The sequence below is a fragment of the Streptomyces humi genome, from assembly GCF_001005085.2.
GTDB classification, from domain to species: Bacteria; Actinomycetota; Actinomycetes; order Streptomycetales; family Streptomycetaceae; genus Streptomyces; species Streptomyces humi.
The window spans coordinates 20,813-36,593 of the sequence record NZ_LBMU02000041.1 but is presented as its reverse complement, the minus strand read 5'-3'; the positions used below and the strand labels follow the sequence as shown (position 1 = coordinate 36,593).

The 15,781-nt window shown below is 71.4% G+C and carries 11 protein-coding genes; 3 read left to right on the top strand and 8 right to left on the bottom strand.

What is annotated here, in order from left to right:
- Positions 1-22: 22 nt before the first annotated feature.
- From AAW13_RS19520 to AAW13_RS19505, 4 genes are all read right to left on the bottom strand, one after another.
- A complete protein-coding gene (locus tag AAW13_RS19520) occupies positions 23-3,859 on the bottom strand; it encodes a multifunctional oxoglutarate decarboxylase/oxoglutarate dehydrogenase thiamine pyrophosphate-binding subunit/dihydrolipoyllysine-residue succinyltransferase subunit (RefSeq protein ID WP_071659613.1) in 3,837 nt (1,278 codons plus the stop codon).
- A gap of 326 nt (positions 3,860-4,185) precedes the next feature.
- Positions 4,186-5,310 (bottom strand): HAMP domain-containing sensor histidine kinase, encoded by a 1,125-nt coding sequence (locus AAW13_RS19515; protein ID WP_071659606.1) that lies wholly within the window; start codon positions 5,308-5,310, stop codon positions 4,186-4,188.
- Positions 5,307-6,047 carry a response regulator transcription factor gene (locus AAW13_RS19510; protein ID WP_046731905.1) on the bottom strand — a complete coding sequence of 247 codons (741 nt, stop codon included), beginning with the start codon at positions 6,045-6,047 and terminating at the stop codon, positions 5,307-5,309. Before AAW13_RS19510 ends, AAW13_RS19515 begins: the two co-directional genes overlap by 4 nt.
- A gap of 110 nt (positions 6,048-6,157) precedes the next feature.
- Positions 6,158-6,847, bottom strand: coding sequence for a spermidine synthase family protein (locus tag AAW13_RS19505; RefSeq protein WP_046731906.1), 690 nt, complete (start codon positions 6,845-6,847; stop codon positions 6,158-6,160).
- 253 nt (positions 6,848-7,100) lie between these two features.
- Here AAW13_RS19505 and AAW13_RS19500 point away from each other — a divergent pair, with 253 nt between their 5' ends.
- Positions 7,101-7,910, top strand: coding sequence for a rhomboid-like protein (locus AAW13_RS19500; protein ID WP_063777085.1), 810 nt, complete (start codon positions 7,101-7,103; stop codon positions 7,908-7,910).
- Positions 7,911-7,913: 3 nt separating this feature from the next.
- Here the strand turns inward: AAW13_RS19500 and AAW13_RS19495 are convergent, their stop codons facing one another.
- Together AAW13_RS19495 and AAW13_RS19490 are read right to left on the bottom strand one after the other, a co-directional pair.
- Positions 7,914-9,404: a sulfatase family protein gene (locus AAW13_RS19495; RefSeq protein ID WP_046731908.1), complete on the bottom strand. Its 1,491-nt coding sequence runs from the start codon at positions 9,402-9,404 to the stop codon at positions 7,914-7,916.
- Positions 9,405-9,616: 212 nt separating this feature from the next.
- Positions 9,617-10,423 carry a GNAT family N-acetyltransferase gene (locus AAW13_RS19490; protein WP_240528659.1) on the bottom strand — a complete coding sequence of 269 codons (807 nt, stop codon included), beginning with the start codon at positions 10,421-10,423 and terminating at the stop codon, positions 9,617-9,619.
- A 183-nt stretch (positions 10,424-10,606) separates the two neighbouring features.
- Between AAW13_RS19490 and lon the strand changes: the two genes are divergently transcribed.
- A complete protein-coding gene (gene lon, locus AAW13_RS19485) occupies positions 10,607-13,027 on the top strand; it encodes an endopeptidase La (protein ID WP_046731909.1) in 2,421 nt (806 codons plus the stop codon).
- A gap of 73 nt (positions 13,028-13,100) precedes the next feature.
- On the opposite strand, the gene AAW13_RS19480 is transcribed toward lon, so the two are convergent.
- A complete protein-coding gene (locus AAW13_RS19480) occupies positions 13,101-13,907 on the bottom strand; it encodes a lysozyme (protein ID WP_046731910.1) in 807 nt (268 codons plus the stop codon).
- 278 nt (positions 13,908-14,185) lie between these two features.
- Between AAW13_RS19480 and AAW13_RS19475 the strand changes: the two genes are divergently transcribed.
- The gene (locus AAW13_RS19475) at positions 14,186-14,677 is read left to right on the top strand and encodes a MarR family winged helix-turn-helix transcriptional regulator (RefSeq protein WP_046731911.1); all 492 of its coding nucleotides are present in this window, start codon (positions 14,186-14,188) and stop codon (positions 14,675-14,677) included.
- Positions 14,678-14,701: 24 nt separating this feature from the next.
- Here the strand turns inward: AAW13_RS19475 and AAW13_RS19470 are convergent, their stop codons facing one another.
- The gene (locus AAW13_RS19470; RefSeq protein ID WP_046731912.1) at positions 14,702-15,490 is read right to left on the bottom strand and encodes a protein phosphatase 2C domain-containing protein; all 789 of its coding nucleotides are present in this window, start codon (positions 15,488-15,490) and stop codon (positions 14,702-14,704) included.
- Positions 15,491-15,781: the final 291 nt, after the last annotated feature.

Here is a 15,781-nt window from a genome sequence, read left to right as displayed (position 1 = left end):
TTCGGCCGGTGTGCCGGGAGGCCTACGCCTCGAACACCTCACGCACCAGCTGCTCCTGCTCCGCCTGGTGCCGCTTCGCGGAACCGACGGCCGGGGAGGAGCTGTGCGGGCGGGAGATGCGGCGCAGCCGCTCGCCGGCCGGGACGTCCGCGCCGACCGCCAGGTCCAGGTGGTCGATCAGGTTGAGGGCGATGAACGGCCAGGCACCCTGGTTCGCCGGCTCCTCCTGGACCCACAGGTACTTCGCGGCGTTCGGGTACTTGTTGACCTCGGCCTGGAGCTCGGCACCCGGCAGCGGGTACAGGCGCTCCAGACGGATGATCGCCGTGTCCGTCTCGCCACGCTTCTGCCGCTCGGCCTCCAGGTCGTAGTAGACCTTGCCGGTGCAGAAGACGACCTTGCGGACCGCGTTCGGGTCCACCGACGAGTCGCCGATGACCGGACGGAACTCGCCGCTCGTGAACTCCTCCGCCTTCGAGGCCGCCGCCTTCAGACGCAGCATCGACTTCGGGGTGAAGACGACCAGCGGCTTGTGGTGCGGGTTGTGCACCTGCCACCGCAGGAGGTGGAAGTAGTTCGAGGGGAGGGTCGGCATCGCGACCGTCATGTTGTTCTGGGCGCAGAGCTGGAGGAAGCGCTCGATGCGGGCCGAGGAGTGGTCCGGACCCTGGCCCTCGTAACCGTGCGGCAGCAGCAGGGTGACGCCGGACGTCTGGCCCCACTTCTGCTCGGCCGCCGAGATGTACTCGTCGACGATCGACTGGGCGCCGTTGGTGAAGTCACCGAACTGCGCCTCCCACATCACCAGCGCGTCCGGACGGGCCAGCGAGTAGCCGTACTCGAAGCCCATCACCGCGTACTCGGAGAGCAGCGAGTTGTAGACGTTGTAGCGGGCCTGCTCCTCCGACAGGTAGAGCAGCGGGGTGTAGTCGGCGCCCGTCTCGCGGTCGATGAGGACCGCGTGGCGCTGGCCGAAGGTGCCGCGCTGGGAGTCCTGGCCGGACAGGCGCACCGGGGTGCCCTCCATCAGCAGCGAGCCGATGGCCAGGGTCTCGCCCATGCCCCAGTCGATGGTGCCGTCCTCGATCATCGCCGCCCGGCGCTGTAGCTGCGGCAGCAGACGCGGGTGGACGGTGAAGTGGTCCGGGATGTTGACCTGGGACTCGGCGATGCGCTTCACGACCTCCGCGGAGATCGCGGTCGGCACGGCGACCGGGAAGCCGTCCTGCGGCTCGTGGGCGTCCGCGGCGGCCGGCTGCGAGGTGGCCTCGCGGACCTCCGTGAAGACCTTCTCCAGCTGGCCCTGGTAGTCCTGGAGGGCCTGCTCGGCCTCTTCCAGGGTGATGTCGCCGCGACCGATCAGGGACTCGGTGTAGAGCTTGCGCACCGAGCGCTTCTTGTCGATCAGGTCGTACATCAGCGGCTGGGTGAAGGCCGGGTTGTCCGACTCGTTGTGACCGCGGCGGCGGTAGCAGATGAGGTCGATCACCACGTCCTTGTTGAACGCCTGGCGGAACTCGAAGGCGAGCCGCGCGACGCGCACGACGGCCTCCGGGTCGTCGCCGTTCACGTGGAAGATCGGGGCCTCGATCATGCGGGCCACGTCCGTCGCGTACATGGAGGAACGCGAGGACTCGGGGGCCGCGGTGAAGCCGACCTGGTTGTTGATGACGATGTGGACCGTGCCGCCGGTGCGGTAGCCGCGCAGCTGCGACATGTTCAGGGTCTCGGCCACCACGCCCTGGCCCGCGAAGGCCGCGTCACCGTGCAGCGCGACCGGCAGCACCGTGAAGTCCGTGCCGCCCTTGTTGATGATGTCCTGCTTGGCGCGGGCGATGCCCTCGATGACCGGGTCGACCGTCTCCAGGTGGGAGGGGTTCGCGGCCAGCGAGACGGTGATCTGCTCGCCGTCCAGGCCGGTGAAGGTGCCCTGGGCGCCCAGGTGGTACTTCACGTCGCCGGAGCCGTGCATCGACTTCGGGTCGAGGTTGCCCTCGAACTCGCGGAAGATCTGCGCGTACGACTTGCCGACGATGTTGGCGAGGACGTTCAGGCGGCCGCGGTGGGCCATGCCGATGACGACCTCGTCGAGGCGGGACTCGGCGGCCGAGTCCAGGACCGCGTCGAGCAGCGGGATGACGGACTCGCCGCCCTCCAGGGAGAACCGCTTCTGGCCGACGTACTTCGTCTGGAGGAAGGTCTCGAAGGCCTCCGCCGCGTTCAGGCGGCGCAGGATCCGCAGCTGCTCCTCGCGCTCCATCTTGGAGTGCGGGCGCTCCACGCGGTCCTGGATCCACTTGCGCTGCTTCGGGTCCTGGATGTGCATGAACTCGATGCCGGTGGTGCGGCAGTACGAGTCGCGCAGCACGCCGAGGATGTCGCGCAGCTTCATCATCGACTTGCCGGCGAAGCCGCCGACCGCGAAGTCGCGCTCCAGGTCCCACAGGGTGAGCCCGTGCTCGGTGATGTCGAGGTCGGGGTGCTTGCGCTGCTTGTACTCCAGCGGGTCGGTGTCGGCCATGACGTGGCCGCGGACCCGGTAGGAGTGGATCAGCTCGAAGACGCGGGCGGCCTTGGTGACGTCGTCGTCGTGCGAGGCGTCGATGTCCCGGAGCCAGCGGACCGGCTCGTAGGGGATGCGCAGCGCCTCGAAGATCTCGTCGTAGAAGCCGTTCTCGCCGAGGAGGAGGTTCGCCACCTGGCGCAGGAACTCGCCGGAGGCGGCGCCCTGGATGACCCGGTGGTCGTAGGTCGACGTGAGCGTCATGACCTTCGAGATGCCGAGCTTGTTCAGGGTGTCCTGGCTGGTGCCCTGGAACTCCGCGGGGTAGTCCATGGAGCCGACGCCCATGATGACCGACTGGCCGGGCATCAGACGCGGGACCGAGTGGACGGTGCCGAGGCCGCCGGGGTTGGTCAGGGAGACCGTGACCCCGGTGAAGTCGTCCATCGTCAGCTTGTTGTCGCGGGCGCGACGGACGATGTCCTCGTAGGCCTGCCAGAACTCGAAGAAGTTCAGGGTCTCGGCCTTCTTGATGCCGGCCACGACGAGCTGGCGGTCGCCGTTGGGCTTCACCAGGTCGATGGCCAGGCCGAAGTTCACGTGCGGCGGCTTGACCAGGGTCGGCTTGCCGTCCTTCTCCGCGAACGAGTAGTTCATCGACGGCATGGCCTTGAGGGCCTGCACCATCGCGAAGCCGATCAGGTGCGTGAAGGAGATCTTCCCGCCCCGGGCGCGCTTCAGGTGGTTGTTGATGACGATCCGGTTGTCGAAGAGCAGCTTCACCGGGACCGCGCGGACCGAGGTGGCCGTCGGCAGCTCCAGCGAGGCGTTCATGTTCTTCGCGACGGCGGCGGCCGGGCCACGGAGCGTGATCAGCTCGGGGCCCTCGGACGCGGCGGCGGGCGCGGCCTTGGCGGCGGCGGCCGGCTTGGCGGCCGGGGCGGCGGCGGGCTTCGCGGGCGCCGGAGCGGGGGCCGCGGCGGGCGCTGCCGCCTTGGGCGCCGCGGGGGCGGCCGGAGCGACCGGCGCGGCCGGGGCCGCGGGCGCCTGGGCGGCGGGCGCGGGCTGCGCGGGCGCCGGCGCGGCCGGAGCCGGCTGGGCCGGCGCGGGTGTGGTGCCGGTGCCCGCGGCCCCCGCGGCCGCGGTACCCGCCGGAGCCGGGGCGGCGGGCGCTCCCGGCTTGTAGTCGGCGAAGAAGTCCCACCAGGCTCGGTCTACCGAATTCGGGTCCTGGAGGTACTGCTGATAGATCTCGTCGACGAGCCACTCGTTCGGTCCGAACGCGGCCGCGGGGTTCTTGCCCGCTTGGTCTGCGTCGGTCGAGATGCTCGAGTTACTGGGGGACTGTGGCGACACGGCGGCAACCGCCCTCTTCCGCTTCACAAGGTGATGGACAGCGGGAATAAAGGCTACGCCTCCATGGCCGGGAAGGTCAGGCTGAGCAAGGTCATCGTCGCGTAAGTCACACCGGAAAACTTGTTTCAGGGCTTGAAATGGCGGGAAACAAGCGTGGTTCCCCTGTGATCGGACCTAACCGGGCATGGCTCCGCCATACCGGAGATCGCCTCGTTCCGGACCCCGGCGCGAACTGCGCGGGGGCCGTGCCTGATCACACGTGTCCCGGTGCGCCGACGGCCGTCCGGAGCACAGGTGGATCTTGAGGCTCCGGATCGAACTTTACGTCAACTTGGGACGGAGGAAAGCCCCGGGAGAGTGACGATAATCCTGCAACCCCGGTCGGATTCGGCCACGCCGATCCCGCCACCGTGCAGATCCACCGCCCAGCGGGCGATCGCCAGCCCCAGCCCCGTACCGCCGTCGCTGCCCGGCCCGTGCGGCCGCCGTACGGCCCCCCGGTTGAAGCGCTCGAAGACCCGGTGCCACTCCGAGCGCGGAATGCCGGGGCCCTCGTCCAGGACCTCCAGCTCCAGCGACTCCGGCAGCGGCCCGCGCCGCGCCCGTACGGTCACCCGGCCGTGCGGCGGGCTGTGCTTGACCGCGTTGTCGATGAGGTTCGCCACGACCTGGTGGATGCGCTCCGGGTCGGCGTGCGCGGTGAGCTCCGGCGGGGACACGTCCAGGTGCAGATGGACGTCCGTCCGGGTGTGGCTGCCGGAGTTGGAGGCGAGCCCGCGCGCCCCGGCGACCATGTTGGCCTCCTTGAGCACCCCCGAGAGGTACGGCCACACCTCGAAACGGCGCTGCCGCAGCGGTACGACCCCGTTGTCGAGGCGGGAGAGGTCCAGCAGCGTCTCCACCAGCCGGCCGAGGCGCTCGGTCTGCTTGAGGGCCGTGCGCATGGTCTCGGTGTCCGGCTCGGCGATCCCGTCCACGACGTTCTCCAGGACGGCCCGCAGGCCCGCGATGGGCGTCCGCAGCTCGTGCGAGACGTTCGCGACCAGTTCCTTGCGCTGGCGGTCCTGGGCCTCCAGCTCGTCGGCCATGACGTTGATCGTCTCGGCCAGGTCGCCCAGCTCGTCCCGGCGGTTCTCGCGCACCCGGCGCGTGTAGTCGCCCTGCGAGATCGACTTGGCCACCGTGTTCATGTCGTCCAGCGGCGCGGTGAGCGAATGCGCCACGAACTGCGTTATCAGCAGTGTGGCGATCATCGAGAAGACCGTGATGAAGCGGAGCTCCGTCTTGGTGTGCACCGCGATCATCGACAGACCCGTGGTGATCAGCACCGAGACGACGACCAGCGCGCCCAGCTTGGTCTTGATCGAGAACGGGCGCACCCCGCCCCAGGGCCCGGCCCCGGGGCCCCCTGGCCCTCCGGGGCCTCTCGGTCCGGTCGGCCCGGCGCTCATGGCGACGGGGTCTCCAGCGCGTAGCCCACACCGTGCACGGTGCGGATCCGCTCGGCGCCGATCTTCCGGCGCAGCGCCTTGATGTGGCTGTCGACCGTGCGGGTGCCGGAGGCGTCCGCCCAGTCCCACACCTCGGCCAGCAGCTGCTCACGGGAGAGCACCGCGCGCGGGGTGTTGGCCAGGCACACCAGCAGGTCGAACTCGGTCGGCGTGAGGTGCACGTCCTCGCTGCGCACCCGCACCCGGCGCTGGGCGTGGTCGATCTCCAGCTCGCCGAGGCGCAGGATGCCGGAGCGGGGCGTGGAGGCCGCGATGGCCGCCCGCTCCACCCGGCGCAGCAGTACGTGCACGCGCGCCGCCAGCTCCCGCATGGAGAACGGCTTGGTCATGTAGTCGTCGGCGCCGACCCCGAGGCCGACCAGCATGTCGGTCTCGTCGTCGCGCGCGGTGAGCATCAGCACCGGCACCGGCCGGGCGGCCTGCACGCGACGGCAGACCTCCAGACCGTCGAAGCCGGGCAGCATGATGTCGAGGATCAGCAGATCGGGCTGCCAGGCCTCGGCCGTGTCGACGGCGGCCGGGCCGTCACCCGCGGTTTGCACGAGGAATCCCTCGGCGCGCAGGCGGGCCGCGATGGCGTCGACGATCGTGGGGTCGTCCTCGACGACCAGAACACGGCGCTGGGCGCCCGCAGTCGCCGTCGCCGTGCCGTTCTGGGAGGTGTGTGTCTGCTCCATCGCCCGCCCCTGTGTGCTTTCCGGAACCAGTGGGGTGATCCCATGACTGCGATTGACGCTTGAATGATCCGCGTCAGGGATGCACATTACGGGGACAGACGGCGCACTCGCTATCCAGGGCGGACGGCAAGGTGAACGACGTCCGGAACGCCCCGGGCAACCGGCATCTCTTCGGTACGCACCTGCGTGAACCCGGCATTCCGCAAGGTTTCTTCGAATTCCGCCGACGGCTGCGCCGACCATACGGCCAGTACCCCGCCCGGTCTCAACACCCTTGCGCAGCTTGTGAGTCCGGCCGGCGAGTAAAGGCCCTCGTTGGCCGTGTCGACGGTCCAGCCGGGCCCGTTGTCGATGTCCAGGCACAGCGCGTCGAACGTGTCGCAAGTCTCATTGACGAACGCCACGAGATCGTCCTCCACGATCACCGTGCGCGGATCGGCGAACGCGCGTGCGGAGAACGCGGACAACGGGCCGTCGCGGTGCCAGCCGACGACCGCCGCCTCCCGCTCCACCACCGTGATCCGCCCCCAGCGGGCGTCCCGTGCGGCGTGCGCGAGCGAGAAGCCGACGCCGAGCCCGTCGATCAGCACATCCGGCGCCGGCCGCCCGTCCAGGGCCGCCCGCGCGGCGTCCACCAGCAGCCGTTCCGAGCGGCCGTCGGAGGTGTCCATCAGGAAGCAGCCGTTGGCGATGATCTGCAACAACTCGCCGTGCCTGCGCAGCACCACCTCCCCGTACGGACCGTCGCGCCGGTCCAGGACCACGGGGCGGCCGTCGTACGCGGAGGCAGCGGTAGTCATGCCGCCATCCTGCCCCAACGGGGCTTTGCGGCCACGCGAATTACGGGTGGCGGACAGTCGCACTCGGGTCACTCGTTCGAGGGGTCGCACGGCGCTTCGCGTCCGCGGGCGGCGGGCGGTGACTCGTATGGTTCCTCCGGGCATCCCATGGTTCTTCAGAAAATCCTGAGAATCGCTCGGCGCGTGGCCTCGGTCATAGACAGCGGCTCGTGGGACGGCGAAGGCTGGAGTGAAACGGAAGGAGCGCCTCACCGTGGAACGGACCGCGAGGGCCGCGACGACGGCCCCGCCCGAGCCCGCTGCTTCCGCCGGGCCGCTGCCGGCCGCCGAGGTCGCTCTGCTGCTGGACGGTGTGCCGCGGCAGCGCGTGCCGGTCGCGGTGTCGCTGCCGCCGGTTCCCCGAGCCGCCCCACTGCCGCGCCCCTGGCGGCTGCTGCCCACCCCCACCGGCACCCCCGTCACCTTCGCCTACACCGCCGTACTGGCGCTCACCTCGCTCTTCGCGAGCCATGCCGGTCCCGGTCTGCTGCACACCGTCTACCAGGACTCCAGCACCGACGTGGCACATCTGGTGCGCACCCCGGTCTTCGTCCTGCTGGCCAGCGCGCTGTGGATCGCGGGCGGCCTGCTGTCGCCGTACGCCCTCGCCTTCGTGCTCGTGCTGACCGCGCTGGAACGGCGGACAGGGGGCGCCCGCGCGATCCTCGTCTTCCTGGCCGGCCATGTGCTCGCCACCCTCGCGACCGAGGTCCCGGTGGGCCTCGCGGTACTGGTCGGCCACCTCCCCGACACCTCCCTGCACCGCCTCGACTACGGCATCAGCTTCGGCGTCGCCGCCAGCACCGGCGCGCTCTGCGGACTGCTCACCCCCTGGCTGCGCTGGCCGCTGCTCGCCCTGGTCGGCTACACCCTGCTCGCCGACCTCGTCGCCTTCCAGGACCCGATGACCAACTGGGGCCATCTGATCGCGCTCGGCATAGGGACGGCACTGTGGCCGGTGGTACGGCGCTGGCACCGGGAGCACGGCGCCGCCGGCGCGGGCGCCGGTGCCGTCCCCGCCTGAGGCTCAGGCGCGGCGGGCCGCCGCCAGGCTCCTGGCCCGCTCCGGTGTTCCCAGGGCCTGCTCCTGCTCCGCCGTCGCGCCGTGCAGGCGGTTGGTGAGCTGGTACGGATCGGCCGCCAGGTCGTAGAACTCGCGGAAGAGGACCTCGCCGTCGCCCTGCGTGGGGCGGCCCCGCCCGTCGAGGAGGGTCCGGTAGTACTCCGTGTACTGGGTCGATTTCCCGATGTGGGTGGCCCAGGTGTGGATCGGCTCCTGGTCCTGCCGGTTCCACCACCACTCGGCGAGCAGCCGGTCGCGGTCGTTGCGGGTGTCGAGCAGCGAGTGGCCGTCGTGCGGGGTGTCCGGGGTGAGGCCGGCCGCGTCCAGGAACGTCGGGGCCAGATCCACGTGACCGGTGAGCCGGTCGTCCACCGTGCCCCCGCCGAGCCCGCGCGCGGGCCAGGACAGCCAGAACGGCACCTCCAGGCTCGGCCGGTACGGCACCGACTTGCGCAGCCAGCCGTGGTCCGCCCAGCACAGCCCGTGGTCGCTGGTGAAGACCACGAGCGTGTTCTCCAGCTGGCCGAGCGCGCGCAGCCTGTCGCGGAAGTCGCGCATCGCGTCGTCCACCGACAACAGGGTGCGCAACTGCCGGGTGCGCAGCGCCCTGCCCTGCTCGTAGGTGTGCTTCGCACCCCGGAGGAAGGGCGGCTTGTCGCTCTTGTCGCCCTCGTACACGGAGGGCCGGCCCGGCCACTCGGGCACGCGCGCGTGCCGGTACGCGCGCTCCGGGATGTTGCGTTCGTGCGCGCTGCGCGTGGCGACGTAGGCGAACCAGGGCCGGGTGTCGGTGCGGGACCTCTCGATGAACGCGAGGGCGCGGTCCCTGATGACGGTGGTGTCGTAGCCGGGGATGTTCCGGACCGTGCCGCCGTCGTTGTAGTGGCCGTCGTAGTACGCCACGGGTTCCTGGAGGAGCCACTCGTCGAAGTGCGGCGGGTTGTCGCCGGTGTGCCAGTAGTTGAGGTACTTGCCGAACAGACCGGTGCGGTAGCCCGCGTCGTGCAGCCGGCGCTGGACGGTGGTGCGCTGGTCGAGGTGGTACGGGTGCCGGGTGTCCAGGACGCCGTGGTTGTGGGCGTACCGCCCGGACATGATCGAGGCCCGGGAGGGCGCGCAGAGCGGGGTGTTGGCGTGCGCCCGCGCGAAGGTCACGCCCTGCCCGCCCAGCCAGTCGGCGGTACGGCGGACCGCCCAGTCCGTCTCCTTCGGCTGGTCGTCGGTGAGGACGAGGAGGATGTTCGGGCGCGGGTCGGTGCGGGGGAGGGGCGAGACCGCGGGACGGCTCGCGACGGGGGCCGCGGAGGCGGTGCGGGTGGGGGTGCCGGCGCCGTCCTCGCCGACGGCGCGCAGGGCCAACGGGACGGCGGCGCCGGCCGCGACGACGGCGGCGCCGGTGAGCACGGCGCGACGGCCTGGCCGGCCGGGCCGCGCGGACGTCGGCTGCTCCGGCATGTGCCCCCCCGGTCCTCGTTGCCGTGAGGCCGTTCGCTCTGCCTCTTCGGCAGTTTCCGGGGTTTTCCTGTGAGTCGCGTTGCGGTCGTGCGGCGGTCCCGTTGCGGGGTCGTGGCGGTCGGTTGTCGGGTGCTGCGCCGTCGTGGCTGGTCGCGCAGTTCCTCCCCCGGCCTTCGGCCGGGGGTACCCCCGGCGCCCCGAAGGGGCGCGTATCAGTCGGCCGGGGTCCAGACGTACGGGGTCGTTGTCGTCACCGCTGTGAAGCCGAGTCGTCGGAGGATCGGGGTGCTGTCGGGGGAGGCCTCCACCAGGAGGTGGGGCACGTTTCTGGCCGTCGCGCGGGCCGCGCGCAGGGCCACCAGCGCGCGGTAGACGCCCTTGCCGCGCCACTCGGCCAGCGTGGAGCCGCCCAGCAGCATGGCGAAGTCGGTGCCCGGCCGGATCTCCACCCAGGCCGCCGAGACGACCTCGCCGGCCGCCTCGGCGACGTAGATCTCCAGGACGTCAGGTTCCGCCGTCAGCAGGCCCCGCAGATGTTCCGCGAGCCACGTCATGTCCTCGCCCCACACCGCCGTCTGCATCCCGGCGACGCGGTCCAGGTCCGCGTCGCCGGTGACCCGGCGGAGCGTCACCCCGGCGGGCGGTACGGGGGACGCCGTGGCCAGGTCGCCGGCCGGCGCGATCAGGACCGTCTCCTCGGGCTCGGGCTCGAAGCCCGCCGCGCGGAGCCGGTCGGTGAGGTCGGCCGGGGTGTCGTGCCCGCACACCTTCCACTCCACGGCCTCGCCGCGCGCCGCGAAGAAGTCCCGTTGCCGGGCGATCTGCGCGTCCAGTTCGCGGCCGCGCAGGCCGCCCCAGTCGTGCCGGCCGCCCACGAAGCCGCGGTGCTCGCCCACCACCCGCAGCAGGGGGCCGTCGTGTTCGTACGTGACCCCCGGGGCCGGGTTCGGGGGCTCCAGCGAGCGCATCTGGGCGTCGTAGGCGGCGAGCAGGGCCGCCGTGGTGTCGGTGTCTGTCACCGGCAGACCGTACGGGGAATGCGCCCCCGCCGATCAACTGTTTTTCCCGTGTGTTCTCCCTGCTGGGACCAGCTCCGGCCAGGTCACCGCTCGATCGCTCAGAGCGAACATATGCATGGGAACATTTCTGGGCGGCCAAGCATTGAGTCGGCATAGCTCAAGTTCACTGCCGAAGGGGAGATCATGGCTTCGACGTCCGCATCACTCACCCTCCCTGTGCTGCCGCTCGACGGCGAAGTCGTGCTGCCCGGGATGGTGGTTCCGCTGGACCTCAAGGATCCCGACGTCCGCGCCGCCGTGGAGGCGGCCCAGGCCGCCGCCCGTAACGAGCCGGGCAAGCCCAGGGTGCTGCTGGTGCCGAGGATCGACGGCACCTACCCGAGCACCGGTGTGCTCGGCACCGTGGAGCAGGTCGGCCGGCTCGCCGACGGTGACCCGGGCGCGCTGATCCGCGGCCGTTACCGGGTGCGCATCGGCGCCGGGACCACCGGCCCGGGTGCCGCCCTGTGGGTGGAGGGCACCCGCATCGACGAGAACGTCCCGGAGCCGGTGCCCGGTCATGTCACCGAACTGGTCAAGGAGTACAAGGCCCTCGCCACCGCCTGGCTGCGCAAGCGCGGCGCCTGGCAGGTCGTGGACCGGGTGCAGGCCATCGACGACGTCTCCGCGCTCGCCGACAACTCCGGCTACTCGCCGTTCCTGACCACCGAGCAGAAGGTCGAGCTCCTGGAGACGGTCGACGCGGTCGCCCGTCTCAAGCTGGCCACCCAGCAGCTGCGCGACCACCTCGCCGAGCAGGACGTGGCCGAGACCATCGCCAAGGACGTCCAGGAGGGCGTCGACAAGCAGCAGCGCGAGTTCCTGCTCCGCCGTCAGCTGGAGGCCGTCCGCAAGGAACTGCGCGAGCTGAACGGCGAGAAGGACAAGGACGGCGAGGAGTCCGACGACTACCGGGCCCGGGTGGAGGCCGCCGATCTGCCGGAGAAGGTCCGCGAGGCCGCTCTCAAGGAGGTCGACAAGCTGGAGCGGTCCAGCGACCAGTCCCCGGAGGGCTCGTGGATCCGCACCTGGCTGGACACCGTCCTGGAACTGCCGTGGAACGAGCGGACCGAGGACCGGTACGACATCCAGGGTGCCAAGGCGGTCCTGGACGCCGAGCACGCCGGCCTGGAGGACGTGAAGGAGCGGATCACCGAGTACCTGGCGGTGCGCAAGCGGCGCAGCGACCGGGGACTGGGTGTCATCGGCGGGCGCCGTGGCGGTGCCGTGCTGGCCCTCGTCGGCCCGCCCGGCGTCGGCAAGACCTCCCTCGGTGAATCCGTCGCGCACGCCATGGGCCGCAAGTTCGTCCGCGTCGCCCTCGGCGGTGTGCGGGACGAGGCCGAGATCCGCGGTCACCGCCGTACCTACGTCGGCGCGCTGCCCGGCCGGATCGTGCGGGCGATCAAGGAAGCCGGTTCGATGAACCCGGTCGTCCTGCTCGACGAGATCGACAAGGTGGGCTCCGACTTCCGCGGCGACCCGGCCGCGGCCCTGCTCGAAGTCCTCGACCCGGCGCAGAACCACACCTTCCGCGACCACTACCTGGAGGTCGAACTCGACCTGTCGGACGTGGTCTTCCTCGCCACCGCCAACGTCCTCGAGGCCATCCCGGAGGCCCTGCTCGACCGTATGGAGCTGGTCCGTCTCGACGGCTACACGGAGGACGAGAAGGTCGTCATCGCCCGTGACCACCTGCTCCCGCGCCAGCTGGAGCGGGCCGGTATCGACCAGGGCGAGGTCGTCCTCGACGAGAGCGCGCTGCGCAAGCTCTCCGGCGAGTACACCCGCGAGGCGGGGGTGCGCACCCTGGAGCGGTCGATCGCGCGGCTGCTGCGCAAGGTCGCGGCCCAGCACGAACTGGGCGAGCGGGAGCTGCCGTTCACGATCACGGACGCGGACCTGCGCGCTCTGATCGGCCGGCCGCACCACGTGCCCGAGTCCGCCCAGGACCCGGCCGAGCGCCGTACCGCGGTCCCCGGTGTCGCCACCGGGCTGGCGGTCACCGGAGCGGGCGGTGACGTCCTCTTCGTGGAGGCGTCGCTGGCCGACCCGGAGACGGGCGCGGCGGGCCTGACCCTGACCGGTCAGCTGGGTGACGTGATGAAGGAGTCGGCGCAGATCGCCCTGTCCTTCCTGCGCTCGCACGGCGCCGAACTGGAACTGCCGGTCGGCGACCTGAAGGACCGGGGTGTGCACATCCACTTCCCGGCGGGCGCGGTCCCCAAGGACGGCCCGAGCGCGGGCGTCACGATGACCACGGCGCTGGCGTCGCTGCTCTCCGGGCGGCTGGTCCGCACGGACGTGGCGATGACCGGTGAGGTCTCGCTGACCGGCCGCGTGCTGCCCATCGGCGGTGTGAAGCAGAAGCTGCTCGCCGCCCACCGCGCGGGGGTGACGACCGTCGTCATCCCAAAGCGCAACGAGGCCGACCTGGACGACGTCCCGGCCGAGGTGCTGGACAAGCTCGACGTCCACGCCGTGACCGACGTCCGGCAGGTCCTGGAGCTGGCGCTCGCGCCCGCCACGAACGGCGCGGCGCCGGAGGTTCCGGCAGCGGCGTGACGGACGCTGCCGGACGCAGAGGGCCCGGGTCCCCGCGAGGGGCCCCGGGCCTTCGCCCTGACCGGCGGGGCGGTCAGCCGTTGGCGAGCGCCACCACCCGGTCCAGGGCACCGTTGAACTTGTCGTGGTCCCCGACCGACGGACCGGTCGACGTGTACTGCCACATCGTGTACGTCGACCAGCCGGCCGGCAGCGTGCCCACCTCCGAGGCGTACCGGGCGATCCAGAGCGGGTTGGCGGACGCGAACCCGGCGTAGTTGCCGGTGCAGTCGGACCACCAGCTCGTCGCCGTGTAGATGACGGCGTCCCGGCCCGTCCGCGCCTTGTACCGGTTCAGGAAGTCGGTGATCCAGCCGACCATCCCGCTCGCGGACTTGCCGTAGCACGCGTCGCCGTACGGGTTCCACTCGATGTCGAGGACGCCCGGCAGGGTCCGGCCGTCCTTCGACCAGCCGCCGCCGTGGTCGACGAAGTAGTCGGCCTGGGCCGCGCCGCCCGTGGTGTCGGGGGTCGCGAAGTGGTAGGCGCCGCGGACCATGCCGACGTCGTAGGAGCCGTTGTACTGCTGGGCGAAGGACGGGTTCGTGTAGTACGTGCCTTCCGTCGCCTTGGCGTACGCCCATCGGACCCCGCTGCCCAGCAGGGTCGACCAGGCGACGTCGCCCTGGTAGCTGGCGACGTCCACCCCCTCGGTCTGGGTGGCGAGGCCGGTCCTGGGGGTGCCGTTCTGGCCGTCGTGGGCCAGCACGCCCGTGCCCATGTACGCCGAGCCGCGGGCGGGGACGGCGGGGTCGGCGTACACGGGGGCGGGGGAGAGCGCCGCGCACAGCAGGGCGGCGAGCGTGGTGAGCAGGGCGGGGACGGGTCTGAGCACAGGCATGACGTGCCTCCGTGGGGTGAGGGGATCTCAGATATGCCAGAGCCGACCGGTATGACCGGCGCGACACGAGGGCGCGGGGCACGAGGTCACACGGCTCGACCACTGGTGTGCGCATGCCATCGGTGGTCCGCGTGGGGAAGGTACGCACGGGGCGGCCGCCGGTGAAGGGGGTCCGGAGGCTGCCGTTGGTCTACGCCTGCGAAATACTTGGCGAGCTGCGGCGACGACGGGGTTTGACGGAAACTTTCAGGACTGCGAAACCGATCAGGGGTGCTGACGTGCACGAGGACGAGAAGGGCGAGGGCCGGCGACCCGCCGCCGAGCTGCCGCCGACCGGCGCGGACCAGGAGTTCCTGGCGCTGGAGCGCGAGTTGACGGTGCTGCTGCGGCGCGCCCGCGCCAGCCAGGGCGAGATGGCCCGGGAGGTCCACCCCGACCTGGAGTCCGCCGCCTACGGGCTGCTGGTCCGGCTCGACGAGTGCGGTGGCCGGCGCGCCACCGAGCTCGCCGCCTACATCGGCGTCGGCAAGGCCACCATGTCCCGCCAGCTGCGCGCGCTGGAGGAGCTCGGCCTGATCGCCCGCGAGCCCGACCCCGCCGACGGACGGGCCTGGCTGGTCGCCCTCACCGACGAGGGGCGGCGCCGGGTCGGCACGGTCCGCGAGGCCCGCCGCGGCCGCTACGTCCGCCAGCTCGCCCACTGGCCGCGCCCCGAGGTCGCCGAACTGGCCCGGCTGCTCCACCAGTTGAACGACGTCATGGAGAAGTAGCCCACGGCCGCCACCGGGCGCCCCTCACAGCTCGACGTACACCACCGTCGCGTCGTCGTGCGTCTTGCTCCGCCCCAGGAACATCCGCTCCTCGCGGTCGGCCGCCTCCAGCTCGCGCACCCGGTCCACCAGCGCCCGCGCGCCCTCCTTGCGGACGACGTCGAGGAGGGCAGTCCAGTCGCCCTCGCGGAACTTCTCCGTCCAGCGGGTCGCGCCGTCCGTGAGCGCGGCGAGGGCGCCCACCCCGGAGCGGGGCGCCGTCCCGGTCACCGCGCGGGCCGCGACCGAAGGGTCGGCGGCCGCCGTGAAGAAGCCGCCCTCCTTGTTGCGGACCGTGGCGTCGGCGATCGCGTCCGAGGCCAGGGCGGAACGGGGGAGCCGGTCCAGCCGGTCGTCCAGGACCGGCGTGAGGGCGCCACCGGGAGCGCGCAGGAGCAGCACGGAGTCGGACAGGACCAGGTACTCGACGGCGTCCTCGGACCAGCGGGCCAGGACCACGGTCGCCTGGGGCGTACGCGGGTGAGAAAGGTCACAGGAGCCGGCATGTGCGGCGGCTGTGCGGCGGATCGCCCGCTCCAGGATCTCCCGCAGCGTCAGATCTCCTCGCGAAACGGTCAGTTCGGTCAGCGCGCCGCCCAGCCGTGCGGTGAACCAGGGGACCGAATGCAGACACCCGGTGCCGCCCGTCGGCGGGGTGACGCCGTCCAGGACGACCACGCAACCCCCCTGTCCGGAGGCGGGAAGGCAGACACCGGCGAAGTCCTCGTTGGGGCGGTCCCGGGCGCCGGGTTCCGAAATGACCTCAGTACGCATTCGGCCAGTCTGCACGACCCCTTCACACGCTTCACCAAAGGCTGGCAACAACCCGGGAAACGGTACGGTCCCGCAGGTCAGCCGCCTGTTTTGGGCTGGAATGGAGTACTCCGGGAAGGCGTGTCGGCGAATCCTGCCAAAGCCTGCCGTCCGCGTCCAACCGGCCAGCCGGAAAAGGACCCCGCACAGTCCGCCGGAACTTGCCCGCCAACTCCCCTCCGATGTTCACTCCTTCGGGTGGCGGGTCAGGTGATGCGAGACCACCGCCCACCGGCGCTGGGAGGGTCGGGA

What these genes read in the sequence shown, in the direction of transcription:
- AAW13_RS19495 (WP_046731908.1), bottom strand. Translation starts at nt 9,404, where the DNA reads ATGCCGGAGCAGCCGACGTCCGCGCGGCCCGGCCGGCCAGGCCGTCGC.
- AAW13_RS19510 (WP_046731905.1), bottom strand. Translation starts at nt 6,047, where the DNA reads ATGGAGCAGACACACACCTCCCAGAACGGCACGGCGACGGCGACTGCG.
- AAW13_RS19470 (WP_046731912.1), bottom strand. Translation starts at nt 15,490, where the DNA reads ATGCGTACTGAGGTCATTTCGGAACCCGGCGCCCGGGACCGCCCCAAC.
- AAW13_RS19480 (WP_046731910.1), bottom strand. Translation starts at nt 13,907, where the DNA reads ATGCCTGTGCTCAGACCCGTCCCCGCCCTGCTCACCACGCTCGCCGCC.
- AAW13_RS19515 (WP_071659606.1), bottom strand. Translation starts at nt 5,310, where the DNA reads ATGAGCGCCGGGCCGACCGGACCGAGAGGCCCCGGAGGGCCAGGGGGC.
- AAW13_RS19505 (WP_046731906.1), bottom strand. Translation starts at nt 6,847, where the DNA reads ATGACTACCGCTGCCTCCGCGTACGACGGCCGCCCCGTGGTCCTGGAC.
- lon (WP_046731909.1), top strand. Translation starts at nt 10,607, where the DNA reads ATGGCTTCGACGTCCGCATCACTCACCCTCCCTGTGCTGCCGCTCGAC.